Genomic DNA, 21507 nt, shown 5'->3' with positions numbered 1-21507 from the left:
GGTCACATGACCGGCGTTTTTGTGTCTGCAACAACTTCCGACGCTTAGCGGCGACGGAACAGCGGCAGTGGTTCGTCAGCGGCAGCCTGGTAAGTCACCGAGAAGTCCTTGAGGCCTTCCAGTGCTTCGTATGGGTCTTTGTCCGCGCGAATGGCAAAGGCGTCGAAACCGCAGCGATGCATGTAGAACAATTGGTCCCGCAATACATCGCCGATCGCACGCAGCTCGCCTTTGAAACCATAACGGTCACGCAGCAGGCGGGCATTGGAGTAGTTACGGCCGTCGGTAAACGCCGGGAAGTTCAAGGCGATCACCTGAAACTTGGCGACGTCCTCACCGATTTCCTCGGCCTCTTCATCAGCATCCAGCCACACACCCAGGCCACCATCGCGGGCCAGGAGCATGCGGCTGTGCTCGCGCCACAACTGCAGAGGAACGATCAGATCGTCGCAGTTGCTGATTTCATCGATGTTGAAATCCTTCGGCAACAGGTGCCAGGTTTCGTCGACGACTTCGTTGTTCTTAATGATTCGCTGCATAGACGCGTTCCTTGAAGAGGTCGATGCCAATACGCTGATAGGTGTCGATAAAGCGCTCGTCTTCGGTGCGTTGTTCAACGTACACGTCGATCAGCTTGGAGATCACGTCAGGCATGGCTTCCTGTGCGAAGGACGGGCCGAGGATCTTGCCCAGGCTCGCATCACGGCTGGCGCTGCCGCCGAGGGAGACCTGATAGAACTCTTCGCCTTTCTTGTCCACGCCGAGAATGCCGATGTGGCCAACGTGGTGGTGACCACAGGCGTTCATGCAACCGGAGATGTTCAGGTCCAGCTCGCCGATGTCGAACAGGTAGTCCAGATCATCGAAGCGACGCTGGATCGATTCGGCAATCGGGATCGACTTGGCGTTGGCCAGCGAGCAGAAGTCACCGCCTGGGCAGCAGATGATGTCGGTCAGCAGGCCGATGTTCGGCGTGGCGAAACCGCCTTCACGCAACTCGCCCCACAGGGTGAACAACTGGCTCTGCTCGACATCGGCAAGAATGATGTTCTGCTCGTGGGAGGTGCGCAGTTGACCGAAACTGTAGCGCTCGGCCAGATCGGCGACGGCGTCGAGTTGCTTGTCGGTGATGTCGCCAGGGGCAACGCCGGTCGGCTTCAACGACAGCGTCACAGCCACATAGCCCGGCTTCTTGTGCGCCAGGGTGTTGCGGCTGCGCCAGCGGGCGAAACCGGGATGCTCTTGGTCCAGATCGGCCAGTTGCGCAGTCTGGTTGTCGAGGGTTTTGTAGTCCGGGTCGACGAAATGCTTGGCGACGCGATGCAGTTCGGCTTCGGTCAGCGTGGTCTGGCCACCGCGCAGGTGCTCCATTTCCGCATCGACTTTCTGCGCGAACACTTCAGGCGTGAGCGCCTTGACGAGGATCTTGATCCGCGCCTTGTATTTGTTGTCGCGACGGCCGTAGCGGTTGTACACACGCAGGATGGCGTCGAGATAGCTCAGCAGGTCTTGCCAAGGCAGGAATTCATTGATGAATGCGCCCACCACCGGCGTACGCCCGAGGCCGCCGCCAACCAGCACGCGGAAACCCAGCTCGCCAGCAGCGTTGTAGACAGGTTCCAGGCCGATGTCGTGGACTTCAATGGCAGCGCGGTCACTGGTCGAGCCGTTGACGGCGATCTTGAATTTGCGCGGCAGGTAGGCGAATTCCGGGTGGAACGTGGTCCACTGGCGGACGATCTCGCACCATGGGCGCGGGTCGATCACTTCGTCGGCAGCGACACCGGCGAACTGGTCGGTGGTGACGTTGCGCAGGCAGTTGCCGCTGGTCTGGATCGCATGCATCTGCACGGTCGCGAGTTCAGCGAGGATGTCCGGGATGTCTTCCACCGCAGGCCAGTTGAACTGCACGTTCTGCCGCGTACTGATGTGGGCGTAGCCCTTGTCGTAGTCGCGGGCGATTTTGGCCATCATGCGCACCTGGCGCGAAGTCAGCTGGCCGTAAGGCACGGCCACGCGCAGCATCGGCGCGAAACGCTGGATGTACAGGCCATTTTGCAGGCGCAGGGGGCGGAATTCTTCTTCGCTCAGCTCACCTGCCAGATAGCGTCGGGTCTGATCACGGAACTGCTTGACGCGGTCCTCGATGATCCGCTGATCGTACTCGTCGTATACGTACATATAAGTCCTGTTCTCAGGCTTGGGCTACTCGGAAAACGCTGCGTTTTCGCTTGCTGGAGTCCGATGTTGCCTCTGCAATTCTGCGCGCACGGCCGCGCACTCCGTCACGGAGCCGGGGCAATATACCCGTTTGCAGTTATGCGCAAAAGTGATGTTTGAGTATATGTAAAGAACCAAATCGCCTAACGCGAATGCCGGTCATCTAATCCACATTTGTCGTGCGGACAATCATCGTCTTAACTGTGATCGAGTCTTTGTGCAATCACCGATAAAACCGACAAGAGGCGATGCAATGAGCAACCCGACCAAAGCCAGGAAAAGCGACAGTAGCGTCGATGCGTGGGCCATTTTGTTCCTGATCATTCTCGTTGTAGGAACAGCGGTCTTCTGGGTCAGCCATCAATAAATCAGCGTTCCGGGCCTTTCTTTCAGGGCCCGGATAGCTCGAGTCGGTACCCGGCCTGGCGCCATCACACCCCTGCCAGATACAACACCAGTTTGACGATGGCAAACAGCGTCAGGCCAAACACGGCTGTAAACAAAACGCCGAGAATCACGAAGTGGCTGGGTTTGCCGTGGGTAAAGTCCCTTTCCCGGTTCTTGCCGCTTTGCACGCCGAACGCCGCTGCCATGACGCTGTGCAGCATCTGCCAGAAACTCGGCGGTTTGTTGTCGACTGGATCGTCCATAAATCCCTCTGCGAAAAATCGTCCCCCGAAGCATAGTCAATCGCTGTGGTCACGGATGCCGCGTTACAACTTTTGCGCACGGGATATAGCCATGTACCGCCGGACAGCGCGGCGTCAGTGATGTGCTGTCGCTCCATTTACAGGAGCGATGTATGTCCACCGATTCAGACGTTTCGACCGTAACCGAGCGCCCCCTCAAACCTGCGGCGTCCGAGAGCCTTCACGCACCCTGGCTCGAGTCCGTGATGCCGCATTGGCTGATTCAGGCGCCGGTGCACAGGAAAACCGAGCTCAAGCAGGCGCAGACAGTGTTCCCGCGCTGGTACACGCAAGCGACGCCGGCCCAGCGTCAGGTGGTCAATACCAGCTACAGGATGAGTTTTATTGCTCAGACGAGGCTGGACCGCTCCATGTCCACCTTCAAAGACATCGAAACCTTCGCCCGGCCGCTCCTGGCGCAGGCGCTGAAACACCGCTATCAGGTCGCCGTGGATCTGGATAACACGCTGTTGTGCCTCAGGCGGCCAATACGCGCTGGCATTCTCGGCGAGGAAATCGGTTCATTCGAGGCATTGACGCTGCCGATGCTCCAGGCCGCTTTGCACAACTTCGAAAGTGATGAGTGTGCTTATGGCGCCTTTCACAGCAGCTCTGGCTTCGCAACCGCGACCGCCGTAAAAGGTGCCCTCAAGGCTGTTCCGGTGAATGTGTCGGTCAGGAACTACCTGAACCTGTGCCGCGAACTGGATATCGGTGCCCGGTACCAGGCTTATCTGACAAGGTTTTTCCATCCGGTCGATCCGGCCGCGGAAGCGAAGTTGCGCCGGCACTTCATCGCCAGTCAGAAAACGGCCATGCGCGCGGCAGCCGAACGCGCACTGTTGACCAAGGATATTCAACCTGAAGATCACGCGATGATCCTCACGGTGATCAACGGCGAAAGGCACCCGCGAATCGGCGACAAGCAGGTGTGGTTTCAAGACCTGGGCTTGATGCGGCACCGGCTGGTCGGATGTGTGGTGTTCAAGATCGCACAAAAGTATGGCCCGGTGGACGCGGTAATTCTGTACGTCCCCAACGATCCGGAACACCCGCTCAAGCGTTATACCGGCACGCAAATGCAGGACACCTTCAAACGCCTGCTGAGTGCTCGCGATGCGCAACAGGCGGACAGCACGGCCCCTACGTCCTATCAACGATTCTTCAGTCAGTTCTTCCCTTATGAGAAGCGTGCGTATTACTTCAGCCAATTCGTAAAGTCTGCAGACGGCGCATCGGATTGGCTGTCGTCACCGTGGCGCAAAATTCTGCAGACAACGTTGATTTTTGTAGAGATCTGGAAGACTTCACCGAAATATCAAAAAATGATCCCGGATACCGATCCTTACGTGGCAGTTTCGTTGATGCCGCACCTTCAGGTATATCCGTGGGCGAGGAATAGCGACCTCTGGGCGTACTTGTACGAAAAACATCGTGACAAGGTCATCAACGACGCTCGTGGTCACGCGGTACCTACCGCCGACGTCGACGCCAAGGCGCGCGATGCCAAGCTGTCCGGGCTGCTGCAATTCGGTCTGCTGGCGCTGAACATGGCGTCCATGTTCGTTCCGGTATTGGGCGAAATCATGCTGGTTGTCATGACGGCCCAGTTGCTCTACGAGACTGTCGAAGGCGTGATCGAGTGGGGCGAGGGGGACAAACACGCCGCCAGGGCGCATCTTGTCGACGTTGCTGAAAACCTTGCGCAGATCGGCGCGATGGCCGCCGCAGGAGCAACATTCAATCGGGTGACAGCCGTTAAACCGGAGCCGGTGATCGAAGATCTGCACCCGGTGACGCTGCCTGATGGCAAGAGGCGCCTGTGGCGGCCGACCTTGCGCGGCTATGAACAAGCGCTCATGCCCGGCAAGTTGTCGCGGCCCGACGCGGCGGGGCAGTACCGCGTCGCCGGCACAACTTGGATGCGCCACGGCGGCAGGCTCTATGAGCAGACGTTTGACCGCTCCAGCGGGCACTGGCGGTTGAAACATCCCACCGATTCTCTGGCTTACCAACCGTTGCTCAGCCATAACGGCCACGGTGCCTGGCGCCTGAGCCTGGAACAGCCCATGGCGTGGGATCGCTTGACCCTGCTGCGACGCATCGGGCACCTCACCGATGGTTACTCCGATGACACCTTGCTGGCGCTGGCCGATATCAGCGGTATCAGCGATGGCGCCCTGCGCAAGATGCATCTGAATCAGTTGCCCCCGCCCCCTGAACTGCGAGACGCCATGCGCCTGTTCGATGCCGATGCACAGGCGAGGCAAATGGTCGAGCAATTGCGCGGAGCCAGGCCCATCGACGAGCACTACCTGTATGCAGTCCCGTTGGTCACCGAGATGCCCCGTTGGCCTGCCGATCGGGTTCTGGAGATGACAGCTGATCCGCACGGAGCAGGGCCGTCCATCCGCTATGGTGCGCAGAATACGCTGCCCGGTTTGGGCCACAAGCCCGCTATCAGCCTGACACGTTCGCAAGTGTTGAACGGGGAAATGCCGGCGCGGATTCTGGCTGCGTTGCAAGAGCAGGAAATCAACTATCTGCTGGGACGAACGGCTGCCCAATTTCGCCCGGCACGGCCCGATGAGTTCGGCAAACAACTCGCCGAGTTCGCCTATACGCGTCAACCGGCGATTTTTGACAGTCTTTATCGGGGTACCGAATCGCCGAGTGCGCCCGTGCGCCTGTTGCAGCGTGAATGTCCCGGTCTCAGCGACGTGGCTGCCCAGGATGTGATCGAGCATGCTTCGACGCACGAGCTGGCCCGAATGGATGCGACCGGGCGTTCCCCTTTGAGAATGCTGGAAGAGGCTCGCTGGCATGTCCGCCATGGTCGCCAGGCCCGCGCATTTGCCGGTTTGCACAGCGAAAACCTGGCGTCGGCGGACAGTCGGCGACTGGCTTTGCACGCGCTGGAACAATTGTCTGGCTGGCCGCACTCGCTGCGTGTGGAAATTCGCGAGGGGAGCGTGACTGGCACCTTGCTCGACAGCATCGGCGAGCCGATGGCGCCGGTTAGACGCTATCTGGTGAAAAACGGACCTTTCTATCAAGCGTTCAATGATCACGCCCAGGCATTGAACAGAGTCTCGAGGGTCCAGGACAGCTTTTACAGTTCGCTCATGCACGCGTTACCTGAGGACACACGTTCATCAATCGGATTGTCTGTCGGCAACGCCCATGGTGAGCTGCAACAGAAAATCATCGAATCGGCCCACCGTCATCGAGCCGAAGCTGCGCGATTGCTGTCGCCAGCTGCAAAGTGGTTCAAACCGCCGGTACGCGTGGGCGCGCGACTGCTGGGTTATTACGCCAGTGGCCGTGGTACAGGCCTCAATCCATCCCTCGAATCACGCATTGCGCATCTATACCCAGAATCGCGCCAGGCACGGGCATTTCTCGCCCGGCAACACGGCCAGAGTGAGGCGCAGATTCAGCTCGAACTGGAATATCGCCGCCAGGATTGGGACGCGTTGAACGTTGCACTTGAGCGATGGCAGGCAGCCCCGAGTGACAGCCGCACTGCAACGCACAGGGCGCAACTGGCACAGACACTGCGAGAGACATGGCGTAATGGTCCGCTGGACGGGCAGGCGGCGGAGGCGGCCCGCCTGACAATCCATTGCGACACGCCATTGCCCGAGCTGAGTACAGGCTTTCCCCACGTGCGCGAACTGGCCATCACCGGCATCGGCATAACCGACGCCAATGCGGACGGGTTTCTGGCGGCGTTCCCGAATGTCACTGATTTATGGCTCGGTGAATTGAGGCGCTATGGCCAGACACCTGTCACCCGACCGCTTAGCACATTGCCAGAGGCGGTTGAGCGGCTGCCCGGGCTGAGACGTCTGCGTTTCTCTACCGATGCGCCATTGCTGGCGGAAAGCTTTGCGCGAAGGCTGGGTGGACTGACTTCACTGGAGGAACTGCGCATCGACTATCACGGATTCGATTCCACCACTTTGCATGGTCTTGACCTGCAATCGCTGACACGACTGCGCAGATTACGCATCGATGCGCCCCACGCGTTATGGCGATGGCCGGCATACGTTGAACGACTTGAGCAGCTCAGACGCCTTGACCTGACACACACCTTGATTGAAACCTTGCCCGACTCGCTCTACAGCGGCCACCACAGACTCTGGGCCGGGTTATCGCTGGATTGGTCACGTGTCACCCCAGCGACGTTCCGTCGGGCCTATGAATTTGTCAGCCGCCACTCCGGCCCGCGCGGTCACCTGCTCGATGTGCATCAGATGGTCAGTGACTATTGCCGCGCCGAACTCGATAGCATGGCCGTCGCACCGGATAGCGCCGACCCTTTGCCGCAGGCATTCAATGCGGCCTGGTCAACACCGTCGGCAAGGGTGGCGGCGATCGAGCAGCTTCGGGCCGAACATGAGGCCATCTTCGCCGCGTTTTATCCGCCATCCCCGCGCCAGGGATCACGCTATGCAGCGCCCGCGCGGCGCTGGTCGACAGGGGCCAGCGCGGACCTGTTACATACGTTGAAAAGCAGCTGGCACGGTGCGATTCGTCAGCGCTATGGCCTGGCAGCCGACGTTGAGCGCTTTAGCTTCGTCGAGCTGCCCGGTGCCACCACCCGTGTCGAGCTTCCTTCGTTGCCGGCCGGCAGTTTCGCCCATGTGCGCACGCTGCGTCTGGGAGGGCTGAACGTGCCCTCCGGCCAGGCGCGGGATTTTATTCGCGCCTTCAGTCATATCGAAACCCTTGAACTGGGGGGATGCATGTTCACCGAGCTACCTTTTGCAGCGCAGGCGTTGCCCGCGCTGCGTCGGCTCGACGTGTCGGGTAACAGAATCACGGTGACGGCAATGGTCCAGCGCCAACTCAATGCGCTGCCACAACTGGTACGACTGAACCTGAGTCATAACCCGCTGGGGCGACTCGATGCCACGGCTTTGAGCGGGCTCGAGGCCTTGAATCTGAGATCGACGGATTTGCTGGCCTGGCCCACCGGGGCGGAAACTCTGCCACGGCTGTCATGGCTCGATTTACGAGACAACCGGATCGCGTACCTGTCGCCGCATGCGCTGGCGCATCCTGACGCATTGATGAGGACGAATCTGTCGGGCAACGCCTTCAGTGCTGACGGTGAAGCAGCCTTTCACGCGGCGCTGCAGCGCATCGAGCAGCAGCGGGGGTTGGGCCAGGGCACGTTGTCACGCTTCGCCGCAGAGCCGGTGCCTGAGCATTTTCCGCCGTTGGAAACCGGCGGTTCGTTCAGTGATCTGCTCCTGCCACTCCCGCAGCCGGCGCCTGTCAGTTCAGGCGCTTCGGGGCATTTGCAGCGGTTGGCGGTGATCCTCAATCGCGAACGGGCGCAACGCAGTCTGCTGGTGCTGCGAACACGGGCCTTGAATGACGCTCAGATCGATGCGCAGATCAGCCAATGGCATTTGAGCTGCGAGGCGCTGACCCGTCAGTTGAACGATTGGCTCTATACCAGGGAAGTACGAACGAACACTGTCCTGGTCAGTGCGCAAGTGCGTTCGCTGGTGGCCCGGCGAATCAGCGAGACCTGGCGCGACACCCTGACCCGACACCCCGGCGGCGATGGCGTAGAGCTCGAATTGGCAGGATTGCAGACCGGAGAACTGCCGGCGCTTGTGGTGCAGTTTCCGGGCGTGACGACGCTCGATCTGAGCGGTGCAGGGATCACGGCGCGGGGGAGCGCGGGTTTTCTCGACGGTTTTCCCGACATCGAGACCTTGTATCTGAGTGGTAACGAATTGGGCGCGGTGCCCGCGCCGGTGCTGCACATGCGTCATCTCTCCCGCCTGGACATGCAGTATTGCAGCTTGCGCAGTGCGACGAGTGTTTACCCTTTGCTGGGCAACTCGCGGCTGCGCACGCTGGATTTGAGTTACAACGAACTTCGTGTTTTCAATCCGCCCGATTATGGCGTGATCGAGTCTCTGGATCTGCGCTACAACCAACTGAGCGAATGGCCTGACGGAGTGTTGCGGGCGCCCGGGTTGCAGGCCCTGAACCTTAGCGGTAACGCAATCGCGGAAATCCCCACGGCGCTTTTCGATGGTGATCATTCGGGTCTGATCGCAGGCTCGGATCTGTCAGAAAACCGCAATTTGTCGCTTTCTGCATTGCAAGACCTCAGGCGTTACAGCCGCGAGCGCGCCATACCGCATGTGCTGGGCATGACGCGCGCGCAGATTGAGACGATGATCAACCGTCAGGTGTTCGGTGATCTGTTCGGGACTCCCGAAGACGGTGCTCCAACCGATCACGCTGGTGGCGTTGTCGACGATCCCCATGCGCAGGTATTTCCTGCCGAGAAAGTTTTTGATCCAGCCTACGATGTTGCGCCACGCTCACGCGATCCGTGGCTTGTGGACAGCGATCCGCAGTGGGTTGCGCGAAGAACCGAGCTCTGGGCGCAATTGGCGCAAGAGCCGAATCACGAGCGGTTTTTCCAGTTGCTGCGCTTGTTGCTCGATACGCAGGACTACAGGCAGGTGCGAGGCGATCTGACGCAAAGAGTCTGGCGTGTCATGGAGGCCGCTGAGGAAAATTCCGAACTGCGGCAGCTGTTGTTTCAGGGCGCCGAGACCCACGGCACCTGTCCGGACGGGCGGATTCTGACATTCAGTGATTTGGAAGTGCGGGTCGCGGTCTATCACCAGTTGCGTGACATTCCGTTGAATCGAATGGCGTCCAGAGGTCGGGCGCTGCTGCGTCTGTCGCGGCAACTGTTTCGCCTGGATCGCGTCGAGACGCTGGCTGAAGCCGCCGGTCTGGGTATGGATCGTGCTGAAGTGCGCCTTAAATATCGTATCGGTTTGACGGGCGGCTGGGGCGACGGTGTCGATTTACCGGGCCAGCCCGCGTCGATGATTTATGACGTTCCGCTGAGTGATGAACTGCTCGAGTACACCCGCGCCTCGATTCTTGAGGCAGAGGGCACCGATGCGCTGTCCGTAAGCATGGCAGAGCGCGACTACTGGATCTCTTACCTGCAAGATCTCCACCCACAAGAGATGGCCGCGCTGGACGTTGCGGTTGACGAGCGACGCCAGCAACTGTGGGACCAGCTCAATCAGCGTCTCGCCCGCAATGAACTGAGTTCCGAAGAATACGACCTTGAGCTGAACAGGTTGGGCAAGGCCATGGACGTGCTGCGCACACAGAAACGCGCCGAGCTGACATGCCGGGTGATCAGCGAGCTGAACAGCTTCGCTGCGGAATCCGAACAACCCGGCCGCCTGCCACCAACATCCGGTTCCTGAGGGCACCTTGCTGAGGCGGTCCGAGGCAGGCCAAGTCACATCCGCTTACCACTGCTGGTTGCGCAATACCCGGATAACGCAGAAGCGATAACGCGACATGGTTTGCTGAGCGCTCCATCAACAAGGAGTGACCATGAGCGCTATTTCCCCAAAACCCGTGTCGACGCAGCCTGCGTCGACCGATCAGCCGGCAGACGCCAGTCGGTCAGTAAAGCTCGTTGCAACGCAAAGCCTGCACGGCGAGTTTCTCGAAGCTTCGATCCCGCAATGGTTGACCGACGCTTCGCCGCAACGGCGCGAAGCCTTCAAGGCGGTTGCGACAGCATTGCCAGCCTGGTATCAGGATGCGACGCCGGCCCAGCGCAAAACCGTGGACGACACGTTCAAGGCCAGTGTCATCGCCCAGAACAGTCTCGACAAGCGCATGGCGCAACTTCAGGACGTCGAGACGTTTGCCCGGCCATTAGTCATCAAAGCGCTGAAAGACAAACATTCGCTGGATATCGATGTCGACAAAACGCTGCTGTGTCTGCGCCGCCCGGTGGAGATGGGTATCCAGCAAATCGAACTGGCCTCATTCGAGGTGCTCAAGCTAACGCTGCTGGAAGCCGCACTGCACAACTTCGAAGCTGGCGAATGCGAAGGGACCTACCATTCGAGCTCAGGTTTTGTGGTGGCAGGGTCCACGGCGCAGACGTTCGACCATGTGAGCATCGGTATTTCGGTCAGCCAGTTTCTGCACCTTTGCCGCGATCTGGATATCGGCCAGCAATACCAGACTTACCTGCAAGGATTCTTTCATCCTCAGGAAACGGTGGCAGAGGCAGTGCTTGCCGAACGCTTCATCGCCGCGCAGAAGGCGACGCTGCGCGCTGCGGCCGAGCAGGCGCTGTTGCAAAAGGATATCGAGGCGGCGGATCACGCGATGATCGTCTCGGTGATTGACGGCGAGATGCATCCCTGGATGGGGAAAAAACAGGTCTGGTTCAAGGACCTGGGGTTGATGAAAAAAAGACTCACCGGCTGCGTCGCGTTCGTCATCTGCGAGAAATACCGCTACACCGACGAACTGATTCTTTACATCCCGCACGATCCCGAACATCCGCTCAAGCGCTACACGTTCCAGCAGATGCGCGACGAGCTCAAACGCTTGCTCACTGCACGCGACGCTCTGCAACAGACGGGCGCAGAGCCCACCGCCTACCAGCGCTTTCTCAGCCAGTTCCTGCCTTATGAACAGCGTCCAGAGTATTTCAGCCAGTTCAGGCAGAAGGCGCCTGACTCACCCGGCGATGGCTGGGATCTGCTGCGCTCGCCATGGCTGTCGGTGCTGCAAGGCTTCACCGCCGGCTCGGCGTTCACCCGCATTCAGCAGGTACCGCCCGAACGCCAGATCAAATGGGAGCCAGTGGCGGACCCTTACATCGCACCGTCCACCCTGGGACGCAAGGGGCAGGGACTTTGGGCTCCCAACGAGGATCTGTGGCAATACCTCTATAGCCAGAACCGCACCAAGCTGATCGATGATGCCCGAAGCCATGCGGTACCGACTGCCGAGGTAGACGCGCGAGCAAGGGACGCCAAACTGGCCCATCTGATGCAACTTGGCATGCTCGGTCTGAACATGGTCTCGATGTTCGTGCCTGTGTTGGGCGAAGTGATGATGGTGGTGATGGCCGGGCAACTGCTCTATGAAACGCTTGAGGGCGCAATCGAATGGGCCGAGGGCGATCGGCGTGCGGCGAAGGATCATTTGATCGATGTGGCGGAAAACCTTGCGCAGATTGCGCTGATGGCCGGTGTGGGCGCCGCAGTAAGGAAAATCTCAAGCGCCAAAGCCGTGCCGGTCATTGAAAGTCTGCATCCGGTGAAGTTGCCCAACGGCGAAACCCGGCTGTGGAAACCCGACCTGAGCGCTTACGAGTCGGCTGTCGCACTGCCTGTCAGTCCCGGGCCAAACAGTGCCGGCCAGCACGTGCTTGAGGGTAAAACCTATATTCGCCAGAGCGGCAAGGTCTATGAGCAGTTTTTCGATGAATCGATCGGCAAATGGCGGATCAGCCATCCGACCGACATCAACGCCTGGCAGCCGGTGCTCCACAGCAATGGAAGCGGTGCCTGGCGGCATACTCTGGAACGTCCGCAGGATTGGGATCGTCTGACCCTGTTGCGGCGCATCGGCCATGCAACCGAAGCGTTTTCCGATGCACAGCTGATCAAGGCTGCCGATATCAGCGGTGTCAGTGAAGCCGCGCTGCGCAAGATGCACATTGATTCTTCGCTGCCGCCACCGGAACTGACCCAGGCCATGCGCATGATGCAAGCAGACGGCAACGCGGCACTGGTTGTCGAGCAGTTGCGCGGGACAAAACCGATCGATGAACTGTACCTCTACGCGTTGCCGCTGATCACCGAAATGCCGCGCTGGCCAGAGAACCGGGTGCTGGAAGTCTTCGACGGCGAGCAATTGTCCGGCAAGTTCGTCAGGTATGGCTCCGCGCGGCGGTTTCGCGATGTCGGCGTCAAGCCACCCATTCAGATATCGCGGGCCGATATCTTCAGCGGTGAACTGCCAGCACGTATTCTCGCAGGACTGGACGAGTCAGAAATCACTCGGCTCCTCGGCGAGCAGGGGGCACGCGTGCGCGATGGCCGACCGGCAGAGTTTGGCAAGCAGATCGCCGACTACGCCAACACCCGCCAGCCGGCGATTTACGACAGCATTCATTCGGGGACCGACCCCGTCGATCCGCAGGTTGCGCGCTTGCAGAAGGCCTGCCCGGGACTCAGTGAACCGGCGGCGCAAACGGTGCTGGCACATGGTCGACTTGATGATCTTCAGCGACTCGGCTCAGGGCAACGAGTACCGCTGCGCCTGTTGGAGGAGGCACGCTGGTACGCGCGGCAAAGTCGACAGGTAGCGGCATATGCCGGTCTGCGCAGCGAAAACGTCGCTTCTGCGGACAGCCGGCGCCTGGCGTTGCACACGCTGGAGCAATTGGCGGGTTGGCCCGACAGCCTTCGCATTGAAGTTCGCGAAGGCCACGACGCCGGCATGCTGCTCGACAGCATCGGCAGTGAAACCGCCGGCGAGAAAAAATACCTGATCAAAACAGGCGTTCAGTTTCAGGCATACAACGAGCGCGGTGAGGCACTCAACAGCCTGCCTCGCGACGGCGACAATTTTTACTCGTCGATCATGCATGCCCTGCCTGATGATGCGCGCCGCAGCCTCGGTGTCCCTGAGGTCGGGCAGTCCGCAGAGTTGCAAGCAAAGATCATCGATCACGCCGACCAGCACCAGGCTGATGCACCCGCGTTGCTGGCGCCTCAGGTCAAGTGGATAAAACCGCCGGTGCGGGTGAACGCTACCATGATCGGTTATCCCGCCAGTGGACGCGGCGCCGGATTGGCACCGAACCTGCTGGCTCACGTGCAGGATATCTACCCGCAATTAAGCGACGAACAGGCTCGTGGCTTCCTCCTTGACCAGTATCGGGCAGGAAAAAACGACCGGGCCATTTTCGAGCTGTTGCAATCACGTCGGCGTGAGTGGGAACAGCTCAATGCGACGCTGGATGAATGGGCGGGGACAGCGACGGCGGCGCCCTGGGAACGCTCCGGAACAAATTACAAGTTTCGCACCGCGCAAGCGCTGAAAACCTGCTGGCGCAACGCTTTGTCCACTGGGGTCGCGGGTGCCGATCAACTGTCGATTCTCACCTACGATCCTCTGCCAGAGATGACCGTCGACTTTGCTCACGTGCGTGAACTGTCGATTGGCGGCGGAGGTTTGACCGACGCCAACGCCGATGCCTTCCTGACGCGATTTGCCAATATCGAAAAGTTGTCGCTGGGGGAGCGGGGCAGTCTGTTCGGCACCTACATGGAGCACGAGCAGTCACTGACGACCTTGCCCCTGAGCGTGACCCGCATGTCCGCATTGAAAAAGCTCAAGTTCCGAACGCCAGCGCGGGTGATGGCTGCCGATCTGTCGACAAGATTGCGTAGCCTGACCGCGGTTGAGGAGCTTCATCTCGATTTTCCCGGCGGCGCAGGCAGCCCGCCCGAGCTGGACCTGGCTCCCCTTGAACGACTGAAGAAACTCAAGATTGAAGCGCCGGGCCTGACGCAGTGGCCGGCTTATGTGGAACAACTGCCTGAGCTGGAGCGTCTGGATCTGACGCAAACCGCCATCGCATCCCTTCCACAGACCCTTTATGTCGGGCACGAGAGACTCTGGGCCGGTTTGTCCCTGGACTGGTCGAGGTTCTCCCACGGAGCGTTCAAACCGGCTTACGACTATGTGAAAAACTACATGGGCGAATGGGGGCATCTGGTTGATCTGGACTTGATGGTCCGCCGCTACTGCGCCGGGGAACTGCAGTTTCTGACGGGTGAGGCCGGCCGTCTCAACCCGTTACCTCAGCGCATCATGAGTCTGTGGAACACACCGGAGACCCGACTTGGAGCCGTGGAGATTCTGCGCGTGGAGCACAGCGCAATTTTCCGCCAGTTCTACGAGGCCAGCGCATCCGCAGAGTTGCGTACGGCGACGCCGGCAGCGCGCTGGCAAGCGCCGCCCAATGCCCGGGTGGTTCGTGCACTGGAAAAAAACTGGCGCGCGGCCATACGCCGGCGCTATCGCTTGAACGATGACGTTCGTCCCTTCAATGCTGAGGACTGGATATCCGCCAGCGATCTGGACGACGCCAGCATGTTTGAACTGGTTGACACCGCCTGGGCGCTGGGCGCGGAGTCGGTGAGTGAGCTGCCGCAATTGCCGGCCGGTACGTTTGCTCATGTACAGCGGGTTCGGCTGGACCGCTTGACTGTGCCGGTCGAACAGATCCGCGGCTTTCTCCAGGCGTTCAGTGGCGCCACAAGCCTGGAGGTCACCGCCTGCGGATTGACCGAAGTGCCGGTGCGGCCAGCCGATTTGCCCCGGCTCACACAGCTGGACCTGTCTTTCAACCGAATCGCCGTGACCCCTGAGGTGCAAGGTCAATTCGACGCGCTGAGCAATCTCGAACATCTCAATGCCCGCCTCAATCGGCTGGACACACTGGACGTTTCTCGCCTGACCGGCCTCAGGACGCTGAACCTCAGCTCAAACGGGCTCAATGTGTGGCCGAAGGGGGCGGAGAACCTGGCGCATTTGCAAGCAATGGATTTGCGGCATAACACCATCGGTTCGCTCCCCGATCACGTGCTTGCCGACAACGCTGTGCTGCTCAAGACCAGGCTGCTGAACAACCGCTTCAGTGTCGGCGGCGAAGCGAGCCTAATGGCGGCGCAGCGACGTATCGAAATGACCTTGGGTTTGCCCGAAGGGGCGCTGCAACGGTTCGAATCGCAAGCGCCATCGATACCCGCCGGTTCCAGCGGTGCCACGCCTGACACGGCACTCAATCGCGCCGCTCATCTCTTGCCACTGCCATCTGTCTCGGTCATTCAGCAAGGCACCGACATGCATCGCGCAGTGCTGGAAATCTTTCCGTCATTGTCGCTTGAAAAGGCCCAGGCCAGCGTTGAGCGTTTGCGCACTGAAGGCCTGTCCCCTGAGCAAGTCGTCGGCAGACTGAATCAGTGGCGAGCAAGTAACGAGGCGTTGACGCGTGAGTTGAACGGCTGGATCTTCAACCCGGCGCAAGGGGCTGGTGAAGGGGCGTCGTCAACAAGATTCTTTGATGCCTCCAGGATCCGCGCTTGCTGGCGGGACGGGCTCACCGGCCATACCGAATCCGCCGGACGGACGCTGAGCCTGTCAGCGGGCGGCTTGGGTGATTTGCCTGCGCTGTCGAACGTGTTTTCCCATGTGCGGACGCTGGACCTGACCGGGGCCAAATTTTCCGTCGAGAGTTTCAACCTCTTCTGCCCGGCGTTTCCTGAGTTGACCACGCTGATGCTCAATGGCACGGGCCTGGCACGCCTGCCGGAAGCTGTCGGCAGTCTGAGCCGGCTCGAACGGCTGGAATTGAGCGGCAATCGCCTGGCCGTGGCGCAATCGGTGTATCAGCACGCGAGCGGGGCGCGGCTGCGCTGGCTCGACCTCAGTCACAATCAGCTGGAAGAATTCAACGCCGCAACCTTCAGCAGTCTGCAAACCCTCAACCTCGGCCAGAACGGCCTGGATTTCTGGCCTGAAGGCGTGCTTGAACTGGCGCATCTGCAAAGGCTGGACCTGTCGGGCAACAACATCATGATTTTCCCGGACCGGCTGTTGGGCGGCAATCATGAGGCGCTCGTGGCAGGCACCGATCTGTCGGAGAACTCGCTGTCGCTTAACGCATTGGAGCAGATCAGGGACTACAGCGTCGCGCATGGCGGCAGTGACGTGCTGGGCTACACGCCGGAGTCCTTGCAGCGCTTGATCGCCGAGCGTATGAGCGACTCGGAAAGCGATAGCGGATCCGAATCGGATTCGGATCGGGGTTCGGACCCCGACTCCGATAGCGACGATGGTGATGATCCGCGTGGCGGAGGCGGAGGCGGTAGCAGTAGCAGGCCCGTGGATATGCATGCCGGTGTGGAGGCTGCGGAGGTGATTGCCAATCCGGCGCAGGACGTGGCGGCGCCGGCGATGGATATATGGATGACCTATACGCATGCAGATGCGCGTGCAGCGCGGCAAGCGCTATGGCTGCAATTGGCTCGACAGGCCAACCATGAGGCGTTCTTTCATTTGCTCTCGACCTTGCCCGACACCCTGGAATTCAGGTTTGCCGGTGCCGATCTGACCCACCGGGTCTGGCAAGTGATCCAGGCTGCCACGGAAAACGCTGAACTGCGCGAGCTGTTGTTTTTCAACGCCGAAACCCACGGCACGTGCCCCGATGGCCGGATCCTGTCGTTCAGCGAACTGGAGACCCGCGTCTATGAATACAACGCTCTGCGCGACATTCCGCGGCATCGTCAGCTGCAACGCGGCAGAGCGCTGCTTGATCTGACTCGACGGCTGTTTCGCCTGGAAAGGGTGGACCGACTGGCCGAAGCCGCCGCCAGGAACAAGGATCGCGCGGAAGTCCGCCTGCAATACCGCATCGCCATGACACGCGGCTGGCCGGACGACCTGGAGTTGCCGGCGCAACCCGAACACATGTTGTACGCCTCACCGATTCGCGGGCGACGATTGCTCGATGCGCGTGCCTCGGTTCTCGCGGACGAGGCATCACCCATGTTTCTGGAAGATCTGATTGCGCGGGACTACTGGATCCGCTATCTGCAGGATCGCCACGCCGAGGCGTTCGAGGCACTTGAACGCGACGCTACCAGGCGGCACGAAGCGGTCGAGGATGCCTACCCGGACAGAGAAAACAGCGATTATCTGGACGCGATGAGGGTGCTTGAAATCGAACTGGCGGATGCGCGTATCGAGAAACTCAAGGCTTTGACTCGCACAGAGCTGGAGAGCCTGGCGTCGCAGGATGCGGGAGCGTCGCCAGCGCCCCCGTCGTCACCGAAACCCGGGCCTTCGTGGCGCCGCGACTGAGTGATCGAGCGGACCTGGGAGCAGGGCACTCCCAGGTCGGCTCGACTCAGCTGTCGTAACCCAGATTCGGCGCCAGCCAACGCTCGGTCACGCTCAGGTCCTGGCCTTTGCGCGCGGTGTAACTCTGCACCTGATCCTTGTCGATCTTGCCCACGGCAAAGTACTGCGCCTGCGGATGGGCGAAGTACCAGCCGCTGACCGCTGCGGCGGGGAACATTGCGTAGTGTTCGGTGAGGAACACGCCACTGCGCCCGGCGCGCATTTCCGCAGCCTCTGGATCGAGCAGGGTGAACAGCGCGGCTTTCTCGGTGTGATCCGGGCAGGCCGGGTAGCCGGGAGCAGGGCGGATGCCACGGTATTGCTCTTTGATCAGCGCATCGTTGTCGAGGGTTTCATCCTTGGCATAACCCCAGTGCTCTTTTCGCACTTGCTGGTGCAGCCATTCGGCGCAGGCTTCGGCCAAGCGGTCGGCGAGGGCCTTGACCATGATCGAGTTGTAGTCGTCGCCAGCGTCCTGATAAGCCTTGGCCACTTCTTCGGCGCCGATGCCGGCGGTGGTGATAAAGCCGCCGACGTAGTCGGTGACTTCGCTGTCTTTGGGCGCAACGAAGTCGGCGAGGCAGAAGTTCGGCTTGCCGTCGGTCTTGATGATCTGCTGACGCAGGTGATGCAGCTTGGCCAGCGGCTTGCTGTTGTCGTCGTACAGCTCGATGTCGTCTTCGTTGACCTGATTGGCCGGCCAGAAACCGAACACCGCACGGGCGCTGATCAGTTTTTCGTCGATGAGCTTGGCAAGCATTTCCTGCGCGTCCTTGTACAGCGCAGTGGCGGCTTCACCGACCACTTCGTCTTCGAGGATGCGCGGGAACTTGCCGGCCAGATCCCAAGAAATGAAGAACGGTGTCCAGTCGATGTATTCGGCCAGCACTTTCAAATCGATATTGTCGAGCACCTTGCTGCCGGTGAAGGTCGGTTTGACTGGCTGATAATTGGCCCAGTCGAATTGCGGCTTCTTCGCGATCGCGGCGGCGTAGCTCAGGCGTTCGGTACGGGCGCTGCGATTCGACGTACGCTCGCGCACGTCGATGTATTCCAGGCGGGTCTTCTCGACGAAACCGGCCTTGAGTTCCTTGGACAACAACTGAGTCGCCACGCCGACGGCGCGCGAGGCGTCGGTCACGTAGACCACGGCATCGTTGCTGTACTTCGGTTCGATCTTCACCGCGGTGTGCGCTTTCGACGTGGTCGCGCCACCGATCATCAGTGGCAGATGGAAATCCTGACGCTGCATTTCGCGGGCAACGTGGACCATCTCGTCCAGCGACGGAGTGATCAGGCCGGAGAGGCCGATGATGTCGCACTTTTGTTCTTTGGCAACCTGCAGAATCTTTTCGGCCGGAACCATCACGCCTAAGTCGACAATGTCATAGCCGTTGCAACCGAGCACCACGCCGACGATGTTCTTGCCGATGTCGTGCACGTCGCCCTTGACCGTAGCCATGAGGATCTTGCCCTTGGCTTCCGGCTTGTCGCCTTTCTCGAGTTCGATGAACGGAATCAAGTGCGCCACGGCCTGCTTCATCACGCGCGCGGATTTCACCACCTGCGGGAGGAACATTTTGCCCGCGCCGAACAGGTCGCCGACGATGTTCATGCCGGACATCAACGGGCCTTCGATCACTTCGATCGGCCGCGCGAACGACTGGCGGGATTCTTCGGTGTCTTCAACGATGTGCGTGGTGATGCCCTTGACCAGCGCGTGTTCCAGACGTTTGTTGACGTCCCAGTTACGCCACTCTTCGGTCTCGGCTTCCTTGACGCTGCCGTCGCCCTTGTACTTGTCGGCGATGGCGAGGAGGGCGTCGGTGCCGTCCGGGGTGCGGTTGAGGATCACGTCTTCGACCGCGTCGCGCAGCTCGACCGGGATCTGATCGTAGATCTCCAGCTGGCCGGCGTTGACGATGCCCATGGTCAGCCCGGCGCGGATCGCGTAGAGCAGGAACACCGAGTGAATCGCCTCACGCACCGGGTTGTTGCCACGGAACGAGAACGACACGTTCGACACACCGCCGGAGCTCAGCGCGTACGGCAGCTCATCGCGGATGTAGGCGCAGGCATTGATGAAGTCGACGGCGTAGTTGTTGTGCTCTTCGATGCCGGTGGCGACGGCGAAAATGTTCGGGTCGAAGATGATGTCTTCCGGCGGGAAGCCGACTTCGTTGACCAGAATGTCGTAGGAGCGTTTGCAGATCTCTTTCTTGCGCGCTTCGGTGTCGGCCTGGCCGGCTTCGTCGAAGGCCATCACCACCACCGCAGCGCCGTAGCGCTTGCATAGCTTGGCGTGATGGATGAACTGCTCGACGCCTTCTTTCATGCTGATCGAGTTGACGATGCCCTTGCCCTGGATGCACTTGAGGCCGGCTTCGATGACTTCCCATTTCGACGAGTCGATCATGATCGGCACGCGCGAGATATCCGGTTCGCCGGCGATCAGATTGAGGAAGGTGACCATGGCCTTCTTCGAATCGAGCATGCCCTCGTCCATGTTGATGTCGATGATCTGCGCGCCGGCCTCGACCTGCTGCAGAGCGACCTCGAGGGCTTCGGTGTAGTTGTCTTCACGGATCAGGCGGGCGAATTTTGCCGAACCGGTGATGTTGGTGCGCTCGCCAACGTTGACGAACAGCGAGCTGCGATCGATGGTGAACGGCTCCAGACCGGAGAGGCGGCAGGCCTTGGGAATGTCCGGAATCTGACGTGGCGCGTAACCGGCCACGGCTTTGGCGATGGCTTCGATGTGGCCCGGCGTGGTGCCGCAGCAACCGCCGACGATGTTGAGAAAACCGCTCTGGGCGAATTCCTCGATGACTTTGGCGGTTTGCGAGGGCAGTTCGTCGTACTCGCCGAATTCATTCGGCAGGCCGGCGTTCGGGTGCGCGGAAACGTGGGTGCTGGCCTTGTTCGACAGCTCTTCCAGGTACGGACGCAGTTCGCTGGCGCCGAGGGCGCAGTTCAGACCTACGGAAATCGGCTTGGCGTGGGCCACCGAGTTCCAGAACGCTTCGGTGGTCTGGCCGGACAGGGTACGACCGGAGGCGTCGGTGATGGTCCCGGAAATCATGATCGGCAATTCGATGTGCAGCTCTTCGAATACACCTTGTACGGCAAAGATCGCCGCTTTGGCGTTGAGGGTGTCGAAGATCGTTTCGATCAGGATCAGGTCGGCGCCGCCCTCGATCAGACCTTTGGTGGCTTCGGTGTAGTTTTCCACCAGCTCATCGAAGGTGACGTTGCGGTAGCCGGGGTTATTGACGTCGGGCGACAGCGAGCAGGTGCGGCTGGTCGGGCCGAGCACGCCGGCAACGAAGCGCGGCTTGGCCGGGTTTTCGGCGGTCTTGGCGTCGGCAATCTTGCGCGCCAGACGTGCGCCTTCTACGTTTAACTCGTACGCCAGCTCTTCCATGCCGTAATCGGCCATGGAAATGCGCGTGGCGTTGAAAGTGTTGGTTTCGAGAATGTCGGCGCCGGCGTCCAGATAGGCTTTTTCGATGCCGCCGATCACGTCCGGACGGGTGATCACCAGCAGGTCGTTGTTGCCCTTGACGTCGCTCGGCCAGTCCGCGAAGCGCTTGCCGCGATAATCCTGTTCTTCGAGCTTGTAGCTCTGGATCATCGTGCCCATCCCGCCGTCGAGAATCAGGATGCGCTCTTTGAGGGCTTGCTTGAGAGCTTGAAGGCGGACGCTGCGATCGGACATGTGGACTACTCGGAAAGACCATTACGAAGGAGCGGGATCATAGCAAACCTGTGCGCTTTTGGAGCATGTGCAGCTTTT

6 protein-coding genes are annotated in these 21507 nt (G+C 60.2%); 2 read left to right on the top strand and 4 right to left on the bottom strand.

Going from position 1 to position 21507, the window contains the following annotated elements; translation table 11 throughout:
* Positions 1-44: 44 nt before the first annotated feature.
* From QMX86_RS07935 to QMX86_RS07925, 3 genes are all read right to left on the bottom strand, one after another.
* A complete protein-coding gene (locus tag QMX86_RS07935) occupies positions 45-539 on the bottom strand; it encodes a DUF934 domain-containing protein (protein ID WP_016774480.1) in 495 nt (164 codons plus the stop codon).
* Positions 523-2181, bottom strand: a complete 1659-nt coding sequence (locus QMX86_RS07930; protein ID WP_024012729.1) for a nitrite/sulfite reductase — start codon at positions 2179-2181, stop codon at positions 523-525. The genes QMX86_RS07935 and QMX86_RS07930 overlap by 17 nt, the downstream gene beginning before the upstream one ends.
* Before the next feature lie 470 nt (positions 2182-2651).
* Positions 2652-2870, bottom strand: a complete 219-nt coding sequence (locus QMX86_RS07925) for a DUF2970 domain-containing protein (RefSeq protein ID WP_016774481.1) — start codon at positions 2868-2870, stop codon at positions 2652-2654.
* A 152-nt stretch (positions 2871-3022) separates the two neighbouring features.
* Here QMX86_RS07925 and QMX86_RS07920 point away from each other — a divergent pair, with 152 nt between their 5' ends.
* Both QMX86_RS07920 and QMX86_RS07915 read left to right on the top strand, forming a co-directional pair.
* The gene (locus QMX86_RS07920; RefSeq protein WP_282383413.1) at positions 3023-10180 is read left to right on the top strand and encodes an NEL-type E3 ubiquitin ligase domain-containing protein; all 7158 of its coding nucleotides are present in this window, start codon (positions 3023-3025) and stop codon (positions 10178-10180) included.
* 133 nt (positions 10181-10313) lie between these two features.
* Complete coding sequence (locus QMX86_RS07915) at positions 10314-17672, top strand: DUF6543 domain-containing protein (protein WP_282383408.1); 7359 nt, start codon at positions 10314-10316, stop codon at positions 17670-17672.
* Positions 17673-17718: 46 nt separating this feature from the next.
* Here QMX86_RS07915 and metH read toward each other — a convergent pair whose 3' ends face one another.
* Entirely contained in the window at positions 17719-21429 is a 3711-nt protein-coding gene (metH, locus tag QMX86_RS07910) for a methionine synthase (protein WP_282383405.1), read from the bottom strand.
* Between the last annotated feature and the right edge of the window lie 78 nt (positions 21430-21507).

It is taken from the genome of Pseudomonas sp. PS01270 (assembly GCF_029959775.1).
Lineage (GTDB): Bacteria > Pseudomonadota > Gammaproteobacteria > Pseudomonadales > Pseudomonadaceae > Aquipseudomonas > Aquipseudomonas atacamensis.
The sequence above is the reverse complement of the archived record's forward strand: the minus strand, read 5'-3'. Positions and strand labels throughout refer to the sequence as shown.

Excerpts from the sequence above, each read along its gene's own strand:
- QMX86_RS07935 (WP_016774480.1), bottom strand. The coding sequence starts at position 539 with ATGCAGCGAATCATTAAGAACAACGAAGTCGTCGACGAAACCTGGCAC.
- QMX86_RS07930 (WP_024012729.1), bottom strand. The coding sequence starts at position 2,181 with ATGTACGTATACGACGAGTACGATCAGCGGATCATCGAGGACCGCGTC.
- QMX86_RS07925 (WP_016774481.1), bottom strand. The coding sequence starts at position 2,870 with ATGGACGATCCAGTCGACAACAAACCGCCGAGTTTCTGGCAGATGCTG.
- QMX86_RS07920 (WP_282383413.1), top strand. The coding sequence starts at position 3,023 with ATGTCCACCGATTCAGACGTTTCGACCGTAACCGAGCGCCCCCTCAAA.
- QMX86_RS07915 (WP_282383408.1), top strand. The coding sequence starts at position 10,314 with ATGAGCGCTATTTCCCCAAAACCCGTGTCGACGCAGCCTGCGTCGACC.
- metH (WP_282383405.1), bottom strand. The coding sequence starts at position 21,429 with ATGTCCGATCGCAGCGTCCGCCTTCAAGCTCTCAAGCAAGCCCTCAAA.